The sequence below is a fragment of the Paenibacillus sp. FSL K6-0108 genome (assembly GCF_045040695.1).
Taxonomy (GTDB): domain Bacteria; phylum Bacillota; class Bacilli; order Paenibacillales; family Paenibacillaceae; genus Paenibacillus; species Paenibacillus pabuli_B.
Genome location: NZ_CP150288.1, coordinates 5,608,793 through 5,625,235, shown reverse-complemented (window position 1 = coordinate 5,625,235; position 16,443 = coordinate 5,608,793). Strand labels below are relative to the sequence as shown.

Here is a 16,443-nt window from a genome sequence, read left to right as displayed (position 1 = left end):
TTTTCGATAAGTAACACGAAATCCTTATCTTGGCATAACGGGGTTGGTCTTCAGGATGCCGCTTTCATCCACCGATATTACCGCTTGCTGTAACGTCTCCTTGTCCTGAACCAAAGCAAGTCTCACATATCCTTCACCGGAAGGGCCGAAGGCATTCCCAGGTGTTACGATTACTCCAGCTTGTGTAACCAGATCCATGGCAAACTGTTCAGAGGTATCGTAGTGTTCCGGAATCCTGCTCCAGATGAACATGGTCGCTTCAGGCTTGGCAATGGACCAGCCAAGGTCGGTGAATCCTTCACACAGGATATCTCTGCGCTCCTCGTAAATGTCTCTGACACGCTCAACTTCGCTCTGATCTCCGGTTATGGCAGCGATGGCTGCCTTTTGAATCGGCAGAAACATGCCATAATCCATGTTGGATTTTAACTTCTTAAGCATGGATACCATGTTGGGATTTCCAACACAAAAACCGATTCGTGCCCCAGCCAGACCATAGGTTTTGGATAACGAGTTGAATTCAATGCCCACATCGATTGCACCAGGATACGCTAGAAAACTTCCGCACTCTTTCCCATCAAACACCAGCTCGCTGTACGCATTGTCATGAAGAACAATAATGTCATATTTCTTGGCAAATTCAATCAAGTCCAGATAAAATTGCTCCGGTGCCATGGATGTCGTGGGATTGTTGGGATAGGATACAAGCATGAACTTCGCTTTCTTCGCAACATCTTCCGGAATCTCCTGAAGTTGAATGACATATCCGTGTTCCTCTTTTTGTGGCATATAGTACAGCTCGGCTCCTGCCAGTAGAGGCCCGTCGGCAAAGACTGGATAACAAGGGTCAGGTACGAGAACCAGATCTCCTTCATCAACAATAGCCAAAGAGATATGCGCAAGTCCTTCCTGTGATCCAAGCAAAGAGCATATTTGCGTTTTGGGGTCCAGTTCAACCGAATAACGGCGCTTGTACCACGTACTGACGGCTTGCAGCAATTCGCTCTGATCATTCACGGCATAAGTATAGTTAGAAGCATCTGCTGCTGCCTCGCATAGAGCATTCATGATATGTTGGGCCGGTGGAATGTTGGGCGTACCTACACTCAGATCAATGACCGGTTCTCCATTCTCCAGCCGCTTGCGCTTGATTTCCAGCAAACGAGTGAAAATCCCTTCACTAAAGTGTTCCATACGTTTAGCAAACTTCATGATGATTGTCCTCCAGTCCTCTTCAAGCATCGCATATCTATCTATAATAGATGGGCAGAGCGCAAATGAGAAGAGGACTGAGGGCTAACCTGTATTATTCGACCTTGAATTGACTTAATTCATCCTGTAACTTGTTGGACAACTGATTCAGTTGTTTCGAAAGATCAGCAACCTGCTCGATGCTATCCAATTGTTCCTGCGTGCTGGCGCTGACCTCTTCTGTTGAGGCGGAGTTCTCCTCTGTGGTGGAAGAAATGATCTCAAGTGCCTGCAAAATCTCATCTTTATGTCTATGAACATCGGCAGTGTTGCTGCTGATCTGGATCATGCGCAATTTCAACTGCTCCAAATCCTTGTTGATGCTAAAGAATACCTGCTTGGTGTTCTCAACGGACTTGGCATTTTCTTCTGCAATGTTCAAACCACGAGCGGTATGCTCCACAGATATGCTCGTTTTCTCTTCAATCACACGTACCTTTTTGTTAATTTCTTCAGTCGCCAGTGCAGTTTGTTCAGCAAGCTTGCGAACCTCCTCGGCAACGACAGCAAAACCTCTGCCTTGTTCGCCAGCGCGTGCTGCTTCAATGGAGGCATTAAGCGCCAGAAGATTGGTCTGGGAAGCAATTTGTTTCACGGTGTCCACAAAGCTGGATATTTCATTACGGCTCAGATCAATATCCTCAATGATGGCCGACATGGCTTGTGTGGAATGATGATTTTCGGCTGCCCACCTGGACAACTGATCAACAACGTTGAGGCCCATGCCGCTTTGTTCGGCAGAGTTGTGCACCATTGTGTCGATGGCCTTGACATCACTCGCGATTTCATCAATTTGTCCAGACAAGTTTCCGGTTTTGCGTAAAATATTTTCGGTCTCTATGGACTGATAATTGGTTGCGTTGGCAATTTCATTGACGGCTGTAGCTGTGTCATTCATCGTACTCGCTGTTCTTGAAGAAATGGATTGCAGATCGTTGGAGGACTGATTCAAGACCTGAGCGGAGCTGCCCACCATTTGCAGCATACCCTGAATTTTTTGCACCATATGATGAATGCCCTGAGAAATCTGCCCGATTTCATTATTGGAGCGGGTATCCAATGACACAGTTAGATCCCCGTTTTCAATGAGCTTGATTTTGGCAAGCAGCTTCGGAATGGATCTGAGCAGGTATCGAAGGGTTACATAACAGATCAACACAAGTAAAATGGCAGCAGCCGCAAAACCACCGAGTGTAATCCAGGTAAAGGATTTTAATTCTGACAACACTTCATCCTCCGAAATGGTCAGACCTACGGACCACCCGGTATCCTTGCTGGTAGCATAACCGATATAACGGCGCTCTCCATGATCATCGATCAATTGAACTCCAGACTCACCAGCAACCATTTTTTTGCCAATCTCTCCGAGCTCACCTGGGCTATCCGTAATTTTTTCCTTCAACACTTTATCCTGGTCGGGATGGTATAGAATATCCCCTGTTTTGGAGGCAAGAATTGAATATCCTGTGCTTCCAAGCTTGTAGCTTTCCATAATCGCAGGGATATCCTTGAACGCAATATCAGCCGCGGCAAATCCGATCAGTTGATTGCTGTTATCTTTGATTGGATAAAAAATACCCATGAGAAGATTGCCTGAAGCGAGGTCAATATAAGGGTCAGAATAGTACAAACCGTCTGCTGCAACAGCCGGATTAAAGTATGGACGGGTCTGAATATCAAAATCAGAGTCGGAAGCTGCTCCGTCATTTTGAAGCCAGAAACCTTTGCCTGAAATGCCTGCAATCCAGGCATCAGCAAAGGAGGGCTCCTCTTTTACTATGGCTGCCAGCGTATCCCGGGTTTCCGCAGCGTATGTGGAAGTAGTGGCCACTGATGCAGATTCGGTGGTTTCTATGTATTGCTGAAACAGTTTATTCGTTGACAGTTGTTTGACCAGGGAACCCTTTTCCTTAAACAGGGCATCAAATTCATTGACAATCGCCTGTGTCTTGGTCTGAAGTATGGACTCCTGTTGTTTGATCAGGATGTTTCGTGTGCTCGCGAACATAAACGTACCGAGTACTGCAAAGACGACAACGATAATGACCAGCAACACGATGGCTAATGTATTCGCAATGCTGGATGATCTGATGCGCTGTTTTTTGAATGTTTGTGACATGGCTGTCATCTCCCCCGAAGTATAGTGAGCGAAAAGCTCTTACCTATATTTCGGAATTTCGAATTGAATTGAATAGCTATTTTTCTTCAATTACAATTAAAGGAAAGCGAGGTGTGTACCCTTAGGAAAAGGAAGGAAGGTGATCACGAATGAACGAACCGTGGGCCGCTTCGATGAGTGGTGTTCCCTGGAACGAGGATAAAATGGACAAGGCGATCGTACAGCTGCGGAATAGGGCTATGATTAGTGTTGTTGTCGGGCTGGACGATATGAGTGATCTGCGAAAGCTGGATGAACATGTCTTTGCCAAACGACCGGATTTGATTTTACATGTATCCAACAACGATGTGAAGGGGCTGTATTCGGAAGAATTTCTGGCGACACTGGCAGGTTTAAAGCATGTCACCGCTTTGCAGTTGGATCTCAAGCAGTCACAGGATTTGAATAAATTGAGTGAGCTGCACAAGATGGAGTTTTTGAACATTCGCTCACCCAAGAAACAAAATCTGGAATTCATCCGGAATTTCAAATACTTAAATTACCTCGCACTTAGCGGGAAATTTGCCGATTTGTCACCCATCGAAGACTGCATTCGTCTGAGTACCCTTGTTCTGAACTGTGACATTGATCAGCTTGATTTTGTGGTAGACCTGCCATTTATCGAGTATTTGGCTATTGATCATTGTACATTGGTCGGTTCACTAGAAGTTCTGGCTGAATCGAATATCCGCATGCTGAGATTATCGTCCGTAAAGAATCTGACCGATATCAATGTATTAGGGTCATTACATCAGCTGGTCTTTCTGCACTTGTCACTGCCCAAAATCGAGCGGCTGTGCAATTTCTCGCACATGAAGCATCTTAAGCAGCTTGAACTGGTTTTTATGAAATCATTACAGCAGATAGACAACCTGTGGACAGCAGTTCAACTAGAGGTGCTGGAATTTAAAGAGATACATAAGGGGATCGGGGCAGAGGCATTTCAACGTTTGACTGAAATGCAAAGTTTGCGACAGGTGGATTTTCGTTTTATTGATCATAGTAAAGGTCGGATTGCCGGTATGCGCAAACTAATGATTGAAGCGGGGAAAGGACACCTTCTTTATGAGAATATTCCTGAAGAACAGCGAATCCCTTCGATGGCTCTTGTACACCTGTCCAAAATTTTAATGTAAACAATACACAAATGCCCGCTTCCGAGCGGGCGTTTGTGTATGTACAATCTTCAGTTTTGGCCTGCTCATGTTTGGCTAGCCATGACTGGAGGATATGAACGGTTCATCACCTGCATGGCGTTTGCGGTATTCTCCCGGGGTCAACCCGTACCGACGCTTGAACATGCGGATAAACGAGTTTACATTTTGATAGCCGACCTGTGTCGCAATGTCCTGAATTCGCAGATCTACATTCACAAGCAGTTCCTTGGCCCGCTCAACCCGCAGATTGTTCAGATATTCGCTGAAGTTGATGTTTGTCTTCTCCTTGAAAATACTGGAGAGGTACCCCGACGTTAAATTCAATTTGTCAGCGACAATATTCAAATTAATATCTTCCCCATAATGATGTTCCAGGTAGTCCAGCACAAAGCTGATAACAGGATCACGCGTTTCCAGCTGATTTCGTACTGCCGCAAGTACGGGTTGAACCAGCGCTTGAAGCCATTCCCTGTACTGCTGCATGGAATAGAAATCAGCAAATGTCTCTCCCGGCGGAGAAGAGAGAAATTCAGATTCGATGTGTGTCAAATTCAGCTTCATCACCGTTTTGCCAATTTGTTCTACTGCGCCGACTGCAAATGTACGGAAGTCTTCTGCGGCTGCATCTTTGTGCTGCAGTTGTTCCAGCTGGCGATCCAGCCAAGCAAATACGGCCTCTTCATTGCCTGATTGCAGCAGGTTGTGCAGTTCCTCCCCATAGGTTACCTTTACATGGAAGGCATTTGACGAGGAAGCCCGCGGCTCCACAATAACCTGTGTTTCCCCATTCAATCTTCTCTCTTTCAAGAGCATGGACAGATTGCTGTACGCATCGGTAAACGGAATCTCTCCGGGATATACCGGACTTACCGCAATGGTTAGATAGACGGCTTCTTCAACAGCAAGCAACTCCTTCAGCGTATCGAGCGCCTGCAGAATACCACTTTGCGGACCCGGATCGAACAGCAGCAGGAGCAGCTGATCCTGCTCGGGCTGAAGTGCGACGCTGTTATTTGTGCTGCTGGTAAACAGGCTCTGAATCAGTTTCCACAATAACAGGGTATGCTGTCTGGATTCATCTTGCCGGTATTTGAAGCCTACCTTGAACAGAATGGAGACATAGGGCTGCTCGGATGGCCGGTCATCCTCAAGTTCCGCAAGATAAGAACTGAGCGGGATATTCTTCACTTTATGGATATAAGCGTACTGACGTACGAGAGAGTTTTTCTGCGCAAGGTCGCTTTGAATGTAACGATTATTTTCCAGAATGGAGCTCAGGCGGTCGCCGATCATGGCGAATTCCTTAACACTGCTCAACTTGTCGGGGCCACTGTCGGAATTCCGGTCCAGAGCGGCAATTAGGCGCTGAAGGGGCTGGTTTAATCGCATGCTGAAAAATAAAGAGGAAAGCACGCTAATCAGTACAGCAGCCCCGAGCAGGACAGCGAGCAGCAGCTGCATACCGCGCATTTCCGCGGCGATTACCGCGGCCTTGGTGACCTGGACATAGGTAAATCCGGTCTGCTTACCTTTTTCATAGAAATAATATTGATCTCCTATACGTTCATGTCTGCTTCCATCTGCAGGAAGCTGCCGATTCTGCATATCTCCCTCCATCGTGCTGAACAACAGGCGTCCCTCGTTGTCCAGAATGTAGAACGGATTATTGCCGGCATCGCCATACGTATCCTGCATACGTTGTGGATTGAGCATAACAATGCCGTACACCTCCTCATAAGGAATGGCTTTCATCATGACCGGCATCAGTCGTCCGAGAGAGCGGGAAGAATGAACCGTATTTTCCGTAAAGGCTGCAGTGGGCATTACTTTAAGAAACTGATTGTTCATCGTTTGCTTTTTCCAGTAAGCTGGCGAATATTCTTCACTGTAATAATATTTACCAAACATATCACTGGCACTGCTAAGACCATCCTTCTCCAATACGTAATCTTCTTGTTTGAAATACAGAATGAAGTTATCGATGTGCAGAAAAGGATTTGCGTAGAGAGTGGAGAGGTCAGACTTGACCTCTGCGGGAATATCGTAACGGCGGTTCTCCTTAATGTGGCTCAAAATGCCCAGATTGGCGGTCCATGTATCCGATTGGGTGAGAGCCAGAATCATGTTCTGGGTCAGTCGAAAATGATTCTCATACCCTTCGACCGTCTGTGCAAGGCCCAGTTCATTTTGTCTGACCATCTCTTGATAGACTTTGTTGCTTAAATATAGATGGGAGAACAGGTTAAATGAAGCCAGAATCAGGATGACACTGAGGAAGCTCAACATTAGCTTGACAAACAGCCCATTCAGCGCAAATTTGCTTGTAAGCAGTCCCTTCATTATGGTATTCCCCCTTGAGTAAAGCTTTAGCTCATATGGTCTCTTCCTATCATAGCGGCATGAATCTGACACAAACAATATACACTTTTACTGAATTATACGCGGATATCTGGAAAAAAGGAGTAAAGACGAAAAGTTATATAACATATTGACAGCGCTTTCTAACGGGTTATAGCTATAATTCGGAGGTGAACCCTTGATTTTTAGGGAAGTTAGCTGACATATAGTTCAAATGAATTTATTTAAGCTAAACGTATAAAGAAGCGCATGAACCGCCTCGACAAAAGTGGTGTTGAATCAGAGCCTATAAAAAATTGCAGCAATTAAATTCTTTCATTTATTGGTTCGTTGTAATCATTATCAACAGATATTAAATCGTATATATTGGGATTTGTTGTATCTATTTGGTAATATCTTCATCTGAAAAAAGGAGGGTGAGGGATGCTGTTTAAATAAAATCCCAGTGCAGGTATCCATATCAAATTGGAGACGTGCTGCAATTTTATTTAAGCGGATCCTACATTAATTGACGACATTCAACTATTCTTACTGAATATTACGAAACTATCCCAAATTTAGTTCTTGGAGCTTTTATCCCGGTGAGAACAAAAGGCTCGTTATACCCTGCCCTGATTGTGAGATTGAAAAATATACACTGGAGGAAATGCAATGAAACGAGTGTGTTTGTTATTAGTTATTTTAGTCACCCTTAGCGCATGCGATCAGGCTAAGAATAGTGCTAACGAAGATAAAACTGCTGTTGTTGCGGAAGACATCAGTACGAAGGATGCTAACCATACGAAAAATTCGCCGAGCACAAAAGAGAATTCAGTAAGAAATTCCGAAGTTTTTCTAGCTGTGGATGAAAATAATCTGTCTGTTTTGGATTTTGAAACAGCTTATACAATGTGTGCGCAAGCTCTGTCTGAATATTATAAAGCAACCTGGAACGGTGCAGACATCAATTTGGACAAGTATATGAATAACGAAAGCCTTAAACAATATACGCAAAAAAAAATTACAACCCAATATGAGTTATTCCTTAAGAATAAGCTCACTTATAACCTGGTGACAAGTGTTGATATTGGGGCTAGACAAGTCGAATTTGTTGGAGACGATAAAAGTTTTTTTTATTTAAAATTAGATGCACGTGTCCAAAAGGATGTAGGGAGCTTTGCTGAACCTACTGAATTTCTTATCCAAAGTTTGAATGAAAAGTTAGTCATTGTTGATTGGTATACTAGTGGTAAGGATAGCTATGATTCCACTGTACGTGGAGAAAATCAGATTATTGACAATCCTGAAATCTGGAATAATAGTGAATGGATAAAAAAAATATCTAATTGAATTTCATGTAAAAGCCAAAGTCAATGACCAATGAATACGAAACGATAAAGCGCGAATTACAAGGTTATTTACCTCTGTGAATCGCGTTTTTTTTGGTCTGTGCTCCTCACCTGTGCAATCTATCAAGGATCGGTTTAGTAAAGACAGAAGCATGTCATGGGTCAGCAGAGTTAATCCGATCATAGCGGCATAAATCTGACACAAACAATATGCATTTTTACTGATTTATACACGGATATATGGAAAAAAGGGGTAAATACGAAAAGTTATATAACATGTAGATAGCGCTTTCCAAACGATTATCGCTATAATTCGGAGACGAACCCCGGAATCCGTGGGTAAGTTATCTAACATATAGGTCGATTACAATCATTAAAGCAAGAGGGGGCATGCCGATGGCTGATGCTGGCGTAACGCAGCACATACTGCAAAAGGAAGCACACCGGCCGCCTCGGCGGAAGTCACGTTTGATCAGAACCTGGAACAGGAACAAGGCGCTATGGCTGCTTTTCCTGCCATGCCTCCTGTATTATTTGATCTTCCGCTATGCGCCGATGTTTGGTCTGGTCATCACGTTCAAGGATTACAATTTGTTTAAAGGAATTTGGGCCAGTGATTGGGTGGGGTTCAAATATTACCGAATGTTTCTGGAGAATCCCGATTTTTGGCCGCTGATGAAAAATACGTTTCTGCTGGGATTGTATAAGCTGGTGTTTGGCTTTCCGGCTCCAATCCTGCTTGCCATTCTGCTCAATGAGGTACGAAGGGCAGCATACAAGCGTTTTGTACAGACGGTCAGCTATCTGCCGCATTTCATCTCCAATGTTATTGTGGCGAGTATGGTGATTATGTTCCTGTCCCCAACCGGGGGACTGATTAACAATTTGCTGGCAGGTATCGGCATCGGACCGATCAACTTCATGAATGAGCCGGGGCTGTTCCGGGGCATCTATGTCCTGTCAGAAATCTGGCAGCATATCGGCTGGGAGACCATTATTTATTTGGCCGCACTGACTGCAATCGATCCTCAATTGTATGAAGCCGCGGATATGGACGGAGCAAGCCGATTGCGTAAAATCTGGCATGTCACACTGCCCGGCATATCTCCCGCGATCGTCATTACATTGATTCTAAATATCGGCAAAGTGCTGGAGATCGGCTTCGAGAAGGTCTTCCTGATGCAGAATCCGGCGATCTACGATACAGCTGATATTATTAGCACTTATGTCTACAGGGTTGGCATGGTACAGGGGAATTTCAGCTATGGTGCATCCATTGATTTGTTCATGGGAGTCATCAGTCTGATATTCATTTGCACGGCCAACTGGCTCAGCCGCCGATTAAGTGAAACCAGTTTATGGTAGAAAGAGGTGTGACGTGAAATCGTGAAATCACTCCGTTTTTCCTGGTTTAACGTTGTAGCATCCCTGATTCTGCTGTTTGTTGTGGTAATCACACTCTATCCGTTCCTTCATATGCTGGCGGTTTCCCTCAGCAGCAATGTGAACGTCATGCAAAATAATATTTCCTTCTGGCCCAAGGGCTTCAATCTGAGCATGTACCAATTGGTGCTGGGTGATCCGCAAATCTGGACGGCTTACCGAAATACGATCATTTATACCGTACTTGGCACAATCATCTCGCTGGTGGTCACCTCAACGGGAGCTTACGCATTGTCCAGAAAGGACATGGCACTGCGCAACAGCTTCACCGTCTTGATCGTCATTACCATGTTTTTCAGCGGCGGGATGATTCCGACATTCCTGGTGGTCCGTTCCTTGAATCTGGTGGACACCGTATGGGGCATGGTTCTCCCGGGGGCAGTCAGCACCTGGAACCTCATTCTGATGCGCACGTTCTTCTCAGGCATTCCCAAAGAGCTGGAGGAATCGGGACGTATGGACGGTCTGAACGATATTGGCATCTTCATCCGTATTATTGTGCCGCTGTCCAAGGCATCCTTTGCCACGATTGCCCTTTTTTATGCCGTGGGTATGTGGAACAACTTCATCTTCCCGCTGCTCTATTTAAGATCTCCCGATTTGTTTCCGCTCCAGGTGCTGCTGCGTAATCTCGTGCTGGCCGGCAGTGCAAGCTCAGGCGACGTAACATCTATTGGGGGAGATAACTTGGTGGTGGAGGAATCGCTGAAGTATGCAACTATTATGGTCTCAACTCTGCCTATTCTGGTCATTTATCCGTTTGTACAGAAGTATTTCGTCAAGGGAGCTATGGTAGGTGCGGTCAAAGGCTGAGGTCTATAGGCTAACAAGGAAATGCACCGTAAATTCAGATTAAGGGAGAGAAGCTTATGGGCAAATGGAAATCGGTAATACTTCCCCTGTTGATTGCAGTAACGATGGTTGCAGGGTGTAGCGGCGGCAATGGTGCCGACCCTCAAACGAATAGCAAGGGGAACAGTACCGGAATCACTGATAACTCCACTGGAGCGGGAAAGACCTTTACGGCGCTGCTGGACAATAATGCCACGTTCCCTTATTCCAAGAGCTGGCCCGTTTGGAGCTGGTTAAAGGAAAAGACTGGCGTCACGCTGGAAGTGCAGACACCTTCTGGCAAACTGGATGAGAGCCTGAACCTGGCCATTGCCTCCAAAGCGCTGCCTGATCTGATGTATATGCCGAATCGAAAGGATTCAAACAAGTTCGGTCAACAGGGTGCACTGGTGGATATGATGGAGCATATGGACAGTATGCCGAATCTGAAGGCATGGATGAAGGAATATCCTGAGGAGGCGAAGGCGGCCCTGTCCGCCGACGGTAAAATGTATATGTTCCCCAATCAGGGTTTCGGTGAGACGAATCGTATGATCTGGATGTACCGTAAGGATGTTTTTGATAAGGAAGGCATTCAGGTTCCAACAACCTATGAGGAGCTGCATGAGGCACTGAAGACACTGAAGGAGAAATACCCAAACAGTTATCCGCTCTCCATCCGCTACGGTCAGATCCCGGATGAGATGAATGCCAATATGACGGTGAACTACGGAACGGGTGAGGGTGCCTACTATGATTTTGACCAGAAAGAATGGCGTTATGGACCAACAGAAGATAATTACAAGGCCATGGTTGGGATGTGGAAACGTTTTTACGATGAAGGGCTGGTCCCACCCGACTTTTTATCCCTACAAACCAAGCAGTGGCAGGATATGGTATCGACAGGTAAATCGTTTGTGACCATTGATTATATCAGTCGGATAGATTTTTTCAATAATGCCATGCAGCAGGAGAATCCGGAGTTCAACATGCAGTTTATGGCCCCTCCGGCAGGCATATCTGGGGGCAAACAGCTGAATCCGTATTTTCATTATATGGAAGGCGGATTGACGGTGGCCTCGACCTCCAAAAACATTGATGATGTGATGAAGTATATGGACTTTTTTTATTCCGAGGAAGGGCGCACACTTAGCAGCTGGGGTGTGGAAGGCGAGACCTTTGTAAAGGAAGGCGATACGATCAAGTTCAAGCCGGAGTATAACGATGTCATTGAAATGCGCAAGCAGACAGGACTTCAAACGAGCGGGACCTACACCTGGATTGATTTTAACGCCCACTTGTCGCTTTTCTCGGACGATTTGAAGCATGCGTATGAAGAAGCGGTCAAATATGATCCTTCTGCAATGCAGCCAAGACCTGCTTTTACAGAAGCAGAAAATGAAGTCATATCCATTACGGGTCAGGCGATCAAAAAGCACCGTGACGAGAGCTTTGCCAAATTTGTTACGGGTTCGCGGAGCCTGGCGGATTGGGAGAAATATGTGGAGGAAATCAACAATCTTGGGGTAGATAAGTTGCTGAACACCTATAAGGAAGCGTATGACCGTGTTCAGAATGTTCAGTTGAGTGCGAAATGAGCGAATGTACGGCACAGGAATCCTAGACCATTACAGAATGGCAAAAGGAGGCTTCGCTTATGAAAAAACAGCATCTGCGTGTGTACTCCGGATTCAGACTGGGATTGTTTCTGTTGATCTGGTTGGTGTCCATTGTAATAGCTGTCCCTGGCAAGGCAGAAGCGGCGGGTTCAATTTCACTGGATGCCCCTGCGGGCGGTTATGTGTCAGATGGAGGGCTGGTGGAAATTGGGGGCAGTTATACCGACCTATATGACATTCGACTGTTTGTGAACGGAACGGCTCAATTCGAAGTGGTATTACATGATCCGGAAGGGGATGACAGCGGCACCTGGTCGTATATGCTGGATACGTCGGCCTATAACGGGACTGTGGAACTGGTGGTCCGTGGACTGGATACGTCCACCCGTTACGGGGTATGGGGCCAGCCAGCCATTCTTACCGTTAATAACCCGGCAGGTGCTGTCCCTGTTGTAACCATAACTGGGCCATCCGAGGGCGTGTCTCTTAGCGGTCAGGTGGAGGTCTCTGTCCAGACCAGTTCTCCACTTCCGATCATGCTGGTAGAGGTTCGGGTGAACCGCGGGCCATGGGAGGAAGCTGTTCAGCAAGGCCCTGAATATGTATACAGCTGGGACACGGCGGGACTTGGCGATCGCACGGTCAGTCTGGAGGCCAGAGCGGCCAGCGCACCGGAGCGTTATGGTTATAGCCCGACGGTGTATGCTCAGGTTGGAACCGGGGCGCATGAGACGGCTGTTCCTCTTCCTGTGCAGGAGCGCGCCATGTGGATCTGGGAACCGGAGAGTTATAAACTGCTGCTGAACCCTGGATCACGCCAGGTGCTGGAATCATTTATCACGGATACGCAGACATTCGGTCAAACACCGGTCCAGACACTTTATTTCGCAGTGGGCGGTTATGCCGGATACGATGCGCTAGAAGCGCAGGAAGCGGAGCTGCGTTCTTTCGTGAGTTGGGCGCACAGCAACAATTTGCAGGTGCATGCGTTAATTGCAGGCGGCACTACGCCGGCCTATATGGGTGCTTACGAGAAATATCACCACCATGCTGTGCAGGAAATGGAGCAGGTCATCAATTACAATCTTGCAGCGGGGGACACGGAGAAATTTGACGGTATTAATGTGGATATTGAGCCTTACATTTCTCCTGACTTTAAAGACCCAAGTCATTTCCTGCAGAAGGAGTATCTGGATGGCCTGCAAAAGATGATTGATCGCAGGGATACCGCCGGCATCCGGCTTCCGTTCGGCCCTGCCGTGCCCAAGTGGTATGACACATCGGATCAAGCAGCGAATATTTCATGGAATGGCTCCAGCAAATGGCTGTCTGAGCATGTTCAGGATATCTCCGACTATATCTCCATTATGGATTACCGGGATACGGCAGATGGCTCCGCTGGCATTATTGCCGGAGCTGCTGGAGAACTGGCATACGCAGATCAGATCGGCAAGCCAAATTCCGTGGTGATTGGTGTGGAAACGCTGGATATTGCCAACAGTGGCGACCCGGAGGCCATTACCTTCTGGGAGGAGGGCCGCATCCACATGGAAGCCGAGCTGGATAAGGTATATGCAGCTTACGGGCAGAACAGCGCCTTTGGCGGTATTGCCGTCCATCACTATGATTCCTACCGGGCGCTTCCTTCTTATTGGGGACCAGGCGGTGTGGTATGGATAGCGCCGGATGACCAGGAAGCTCCTACAGCCCTTGCAGGGGTTCCGTCCATTCAGGCTACTGATTATCAAACTGTACATCTGAATTATGGAATGGCTTCGGATAACATGGAAGTGGAACGCTATGTGATCTACCGAAGTACCGTGCAGGGGTTCACGCCTGTCGCTGCGGATATCGTCGGACTCGCCCGCGCCCTGAATTATCAGGACAAGGGACTGCTGCCGGATACGACATATTACTACCGTATTGCGGCCCGCGATATGCGCGGTAATATCGGTCCACTCACCGATGAAGTGTCGACGACCACCGGCAGCACCCCATTGAAGCCGATGATAGTAACAGATATGAATCTGGTCTATGGCGGATCAGGAGTAACTGTTACGATGAAGGTCAGAGATTATGATTCAGGCGCGGTACTTACAGGGGCGAAAGTCGAGGGGAGATTTACTTATGCGGCAGGACGTTACATCAGCGGGACAACCGGAGCAGACGGAAGCGTGATGCTTGCCTCGGAAGCAGTTGGGCAGGGAAGACAGGTTGGATTTGAACCTCGCAGAATCCGTTACAACGGCTATTACTACGCAGTAGGTCATGATTCGCCGCATACAACGCTGTTGATGTTGAATGCCAGCAATTAAACAAGCATATGAGAAATGGCTTGAAGGAGGATGACGCACATGAATGTGAATGATTTGATGGAACCGCTCAAGACTCATATCGTTGAGCGTATGTCTGTGCAGGTTTATGCTGATCGGAATCAGATGGGGGCAGCGGCTGCGGCTGCGGTTGGGGCCCGATTAAGACAGCTGCTTCAGGATTCGGAGCGTCAGGTACGCATGGTGTTCGCTGCGGCTCCTTCGCAAAACGAATTGTATGAAGGTCTGGTACGGGAGCAAGGCATTGATTGGTCGCGGGTCTGTGCCTTTCATATGGATGAATATATGGGGCTGGCGGATACGGCTCCCCAGCGGTTTGGCCAATATTTAACGGATCGGCTGTTCAGTCGGGTGCAGCCTGGGCGGGTGGAGCTGTTGGATGGGCTACAAGATGTGGAGCAGGAGTGTCAGAGATATGGAGACCTGCTGCGTTCGGCTCCAATTGATATCGTCTGCCTCGGGATCGGAGAAAATGGCCATATCGCCTTCAATGATCCGCCAGTTGCCGATTTTGAAGATCCGAGAGTGGTCAAAGCAGTGGAGCTGGATGAAACCTGCCGCCGTCAGCAGGTGAATGATGGTTGCTTTGCCCATCTGGATGATGTGCCTGCAGAGGCGTTGACCCTGACTGTGCCAACGTTAATGGCTGGAAGGGAGCTGTTTGTGATTGTGCCGGGAGCATCCAAGCGGCGTGCACTTGCAGCAGCTTTACATGATCCGATCAGCACGGCATGTCCTGCTACCATCCTGCGTACCCATCCCGAAATCACGATGTTCACAGACCGGGAAGCCTACGGCCTGTGAGCGTGCCAATGATCGGGAAGCACTACAGAACAGGGCTGCCAATTGAGGTGGAGGTCAGAGAGGGACGTATCACTTCTGTTACTGAACTTGAAATGCCGCCTCCCGTAGATTGCCTGCCCTGGCTTGCGCCCGGACTGGTGGATTTACAGGTGAACGGCGGATGGGGGCTGGATCTGAACACAGCACCGCTATGTTCAGATACGGTGTTGCAGCTGACCCGGAAGCTGCAAAGGCAAGGTGTTACTAGCTATTGCCCAACGTTGATTACGAACAGTTCCGTACGGCTGGCTGATGCGGCTTCTGTCATTGCAAAAGCCGTTCGGCTGAACCGGGATGCGGCCGAGGGAATTGTGGGCATTCATCTGGAAGGCCCATTCCTCTCGCCGGAGGATGGCCCACGCGGCGCCCACCCAAGACAGCATATTGTTCCCCCGGATTGGGAGGCGCTCAGTCGTTGGCAGGATGCCGCCGATGGGTTGATTCGCATCATTACCCTTTCCCCGGAGTGGCCTGGTGCAGCTTCATTTATTGCCCGGTGCTGCGAATCCGGCATTCTTGTCTCGATTGGGCATACGGCAGCGACCCCAGAGCAGATCAGGGAAGCGGTCTCCGCAGGAGCAGTGATGTCTACACATCTTGGCAACGGCGCGCACCTGATGCTTCCACGTCATCCGAACTACCTGTGGGAACAGCTGGCGGCCGATGAGTTGTATGGATGCATGATAGCCGATGGTCATCATCTTCCGCTGTCTGTGCTGGCCGTCATTCTCCGGATGAAACGTAATCGAGCCATTCTGGTCAGTGATGCCGTCTCACTGAGCGGTATGCCGCCAGGTTCCTACCACCTGCATATCGGTGGAGATGTGGTATTGACGGCGGAAGGTCGGCTGCACCTTGCCGGCAAGCCGGAGCTGTTGGCTGGCTCGGCGATGATGCTGCCGGATCAGGTGGGTTATCTCGTGAAAGCGGGGTTGTCCGGGCTTCCCGATGCCTGGAATTGTGCATCGGTGCATCCGGCCCGGCTGCTTGGCCTTGAACAGGCCGCAGGACTTGCGATCGGGGCCCCTGCGGATATCGTTAGCTTCAACATGGACGATGGAAAGTTGAGTGTGTTGCAGTGCTGGAAGAATGGGCAGCTAGGGCCACAGAGCTACGAATAGG

The 16,443-nt window shown here is 47.9% G+C and carries 11 protein-coding genes; 8 read left to right on the top strand and 3 right to left on the bottom strand.

Annotated features, from left to right (window positions below; genetic code table 11):
* Positions 1–24: 24 nt before the first annotated feature.
* Both MHB49_RS25610 and MHB49_RS25605 read right to left on the bottom strand, forming a co-directional pair.
* Positions 25–1,212, bottom strand: a complete 1,188-nt coding sequence (locus MHB49_RS25610; RefSeq protein WP_247898769.1) for an aminotransferase class I/II-fold pyridoxal phosphate-dependent enzyme — start codon at positions 1,210–1,212, stop codon at positions 25–27.
* A gap of 94 nt (positions 1,213–1,306) precedes the next feature.
* Positions 1,307–3,370 (bottom strand): methyl-accepting chemotaxis protein, encoded by a 2,064-nt coding sequence (locus tag MHB49_RS25605; RefSeq protein ID WP_405153463.1) that lies wholly within the window; start codon positions 3,368–3,370, stop codon positions 1,307–1,309.
* A 149-nt stretch (positions 3,371–3,519) separates the two neighbouring features.
* Here MHB49_RS25605 and MHB49_RS25600 point away from each other — a divergent pair, with 149 nt between their 5' ends.
* Positions 3,520–4,545: a hypothetical protein gene (locus MHB49_RS25600; RefSeq protein WP_405153462.1), complete on the top strand. Its 1,026-nt coding sequence runs from the start codon at positions 3,520–3,522 to the stop codon at positions 4,543–4,545.
* 75 nt (positions 4,546–4,620) lie between these two features.
* On the opposite strand, the gene MHB49_RS25595 is transcribed toward MHB49_RS25600, so the two are convergent.
* Positions 4,621–6,906, bottom strand: a complete 2,286-nt coding sequence (locus MHB49_RS25595; RefSeq protein ID WP_405153461.1) for a helix-turn-helix domain-containing protein — start codon at positions 6,904–6,906, stop codon at positions 4,621–4,623.
* 669 nt (positions 6,907–7,575) lie between these two features.
* On the opposite strand from MHB49_RS25595, the gene MHB49_RS25590 reads away from it, so the two are divergent.
* From MHB49_RS25590 to MHB49_RS25560, 7 genes are all read left to right on the top strand, one after another.
* Positions 7,576–8,253, top strand: a complete 678-nt coding sequence (locus MHB49_RS25590; protein ID WP_405153460.1) for a hypothetical protein — start codon at positions 7,576–7,578, stop codon at positions 8,251–8,253.
* Between the two features lie 395 nt (positions 8,254–8,648).
* Positions 8,649–9,617 (top strand): sugar ABC transporter permease, encoded by a 969-nt coding sequence (locus tag MHB49_RS25585; RefSeq protein ID WP_247898764.1) that lies wholly within the window; start codon positions 8,649–8,651, stop codon positions 9,615–9,617.
* 18 nt (positions 9,618–9,635) lie between these two features.
* Positions 9,636–10,508, top strand: a complete 873-nt coding sequence (locus MHB49_RS25580) for a carbohydrate ABC transporter permease (protein WP_247903260.1) — start codon at positions 9,636–9,638, stop codon at positions 10,506–10,508.
* Positions 10,509–10,564: 56 nt separating this feature from the next.
* Positions 10,565–12,124 carry an extracellular solute-binding protein gene (locus tag MHB49_RS25575; protein WP_405153459.1) on the top strand — a complete coding sequence of 520 codons (1,560 nt, stop codon included), beginning with the start codon at positions 10,565–10,567 and terminating at the stop codon, positions 12,122–12,124.
* Between the two features lie 59 nt (positions 12,125–12,183).
* Positions 12,184–14,460 (top strand): Ig-like domain-containing protein, encoded by a 2,277-nt coding sequence (locus MHB49_RS25570; RefSeq protein WP_405153458.1) that lies wholly within the window; start codon positions 12,184–12,186, stop codon positions 14,458–14,460.
* A gap of 39 nt (positions 14,461–14,499) precedes the next feature.
* Complete coding sequence (locus tag MHB49_RS25565) at positions 14,500–15,282, top strand: glucosamine-6-phosphate deaminase (protein ID WP_405153457.1); 783 nt, start codon at positions 14,500–14,502, stop codon at positions 15,280–15,282.
* Complete coding sequence (locus MHB49_RS25560) at positions 15,279–16,442, top strand: N-acetylglucosamine-6-phosphate deacetylase (RefSeq protein WP_405153456.1); 1,164 nt, start codon at positions 15,279–15,281, stop codon at positions 16,440–16,442. Before MHB49_RS25565 ends, MHB49_RS25560 begins: the two co-directional genes overlap by 4 nt.
* The last annotated feature ends 1 nt before the right edge of the window (position 16,443 follow it).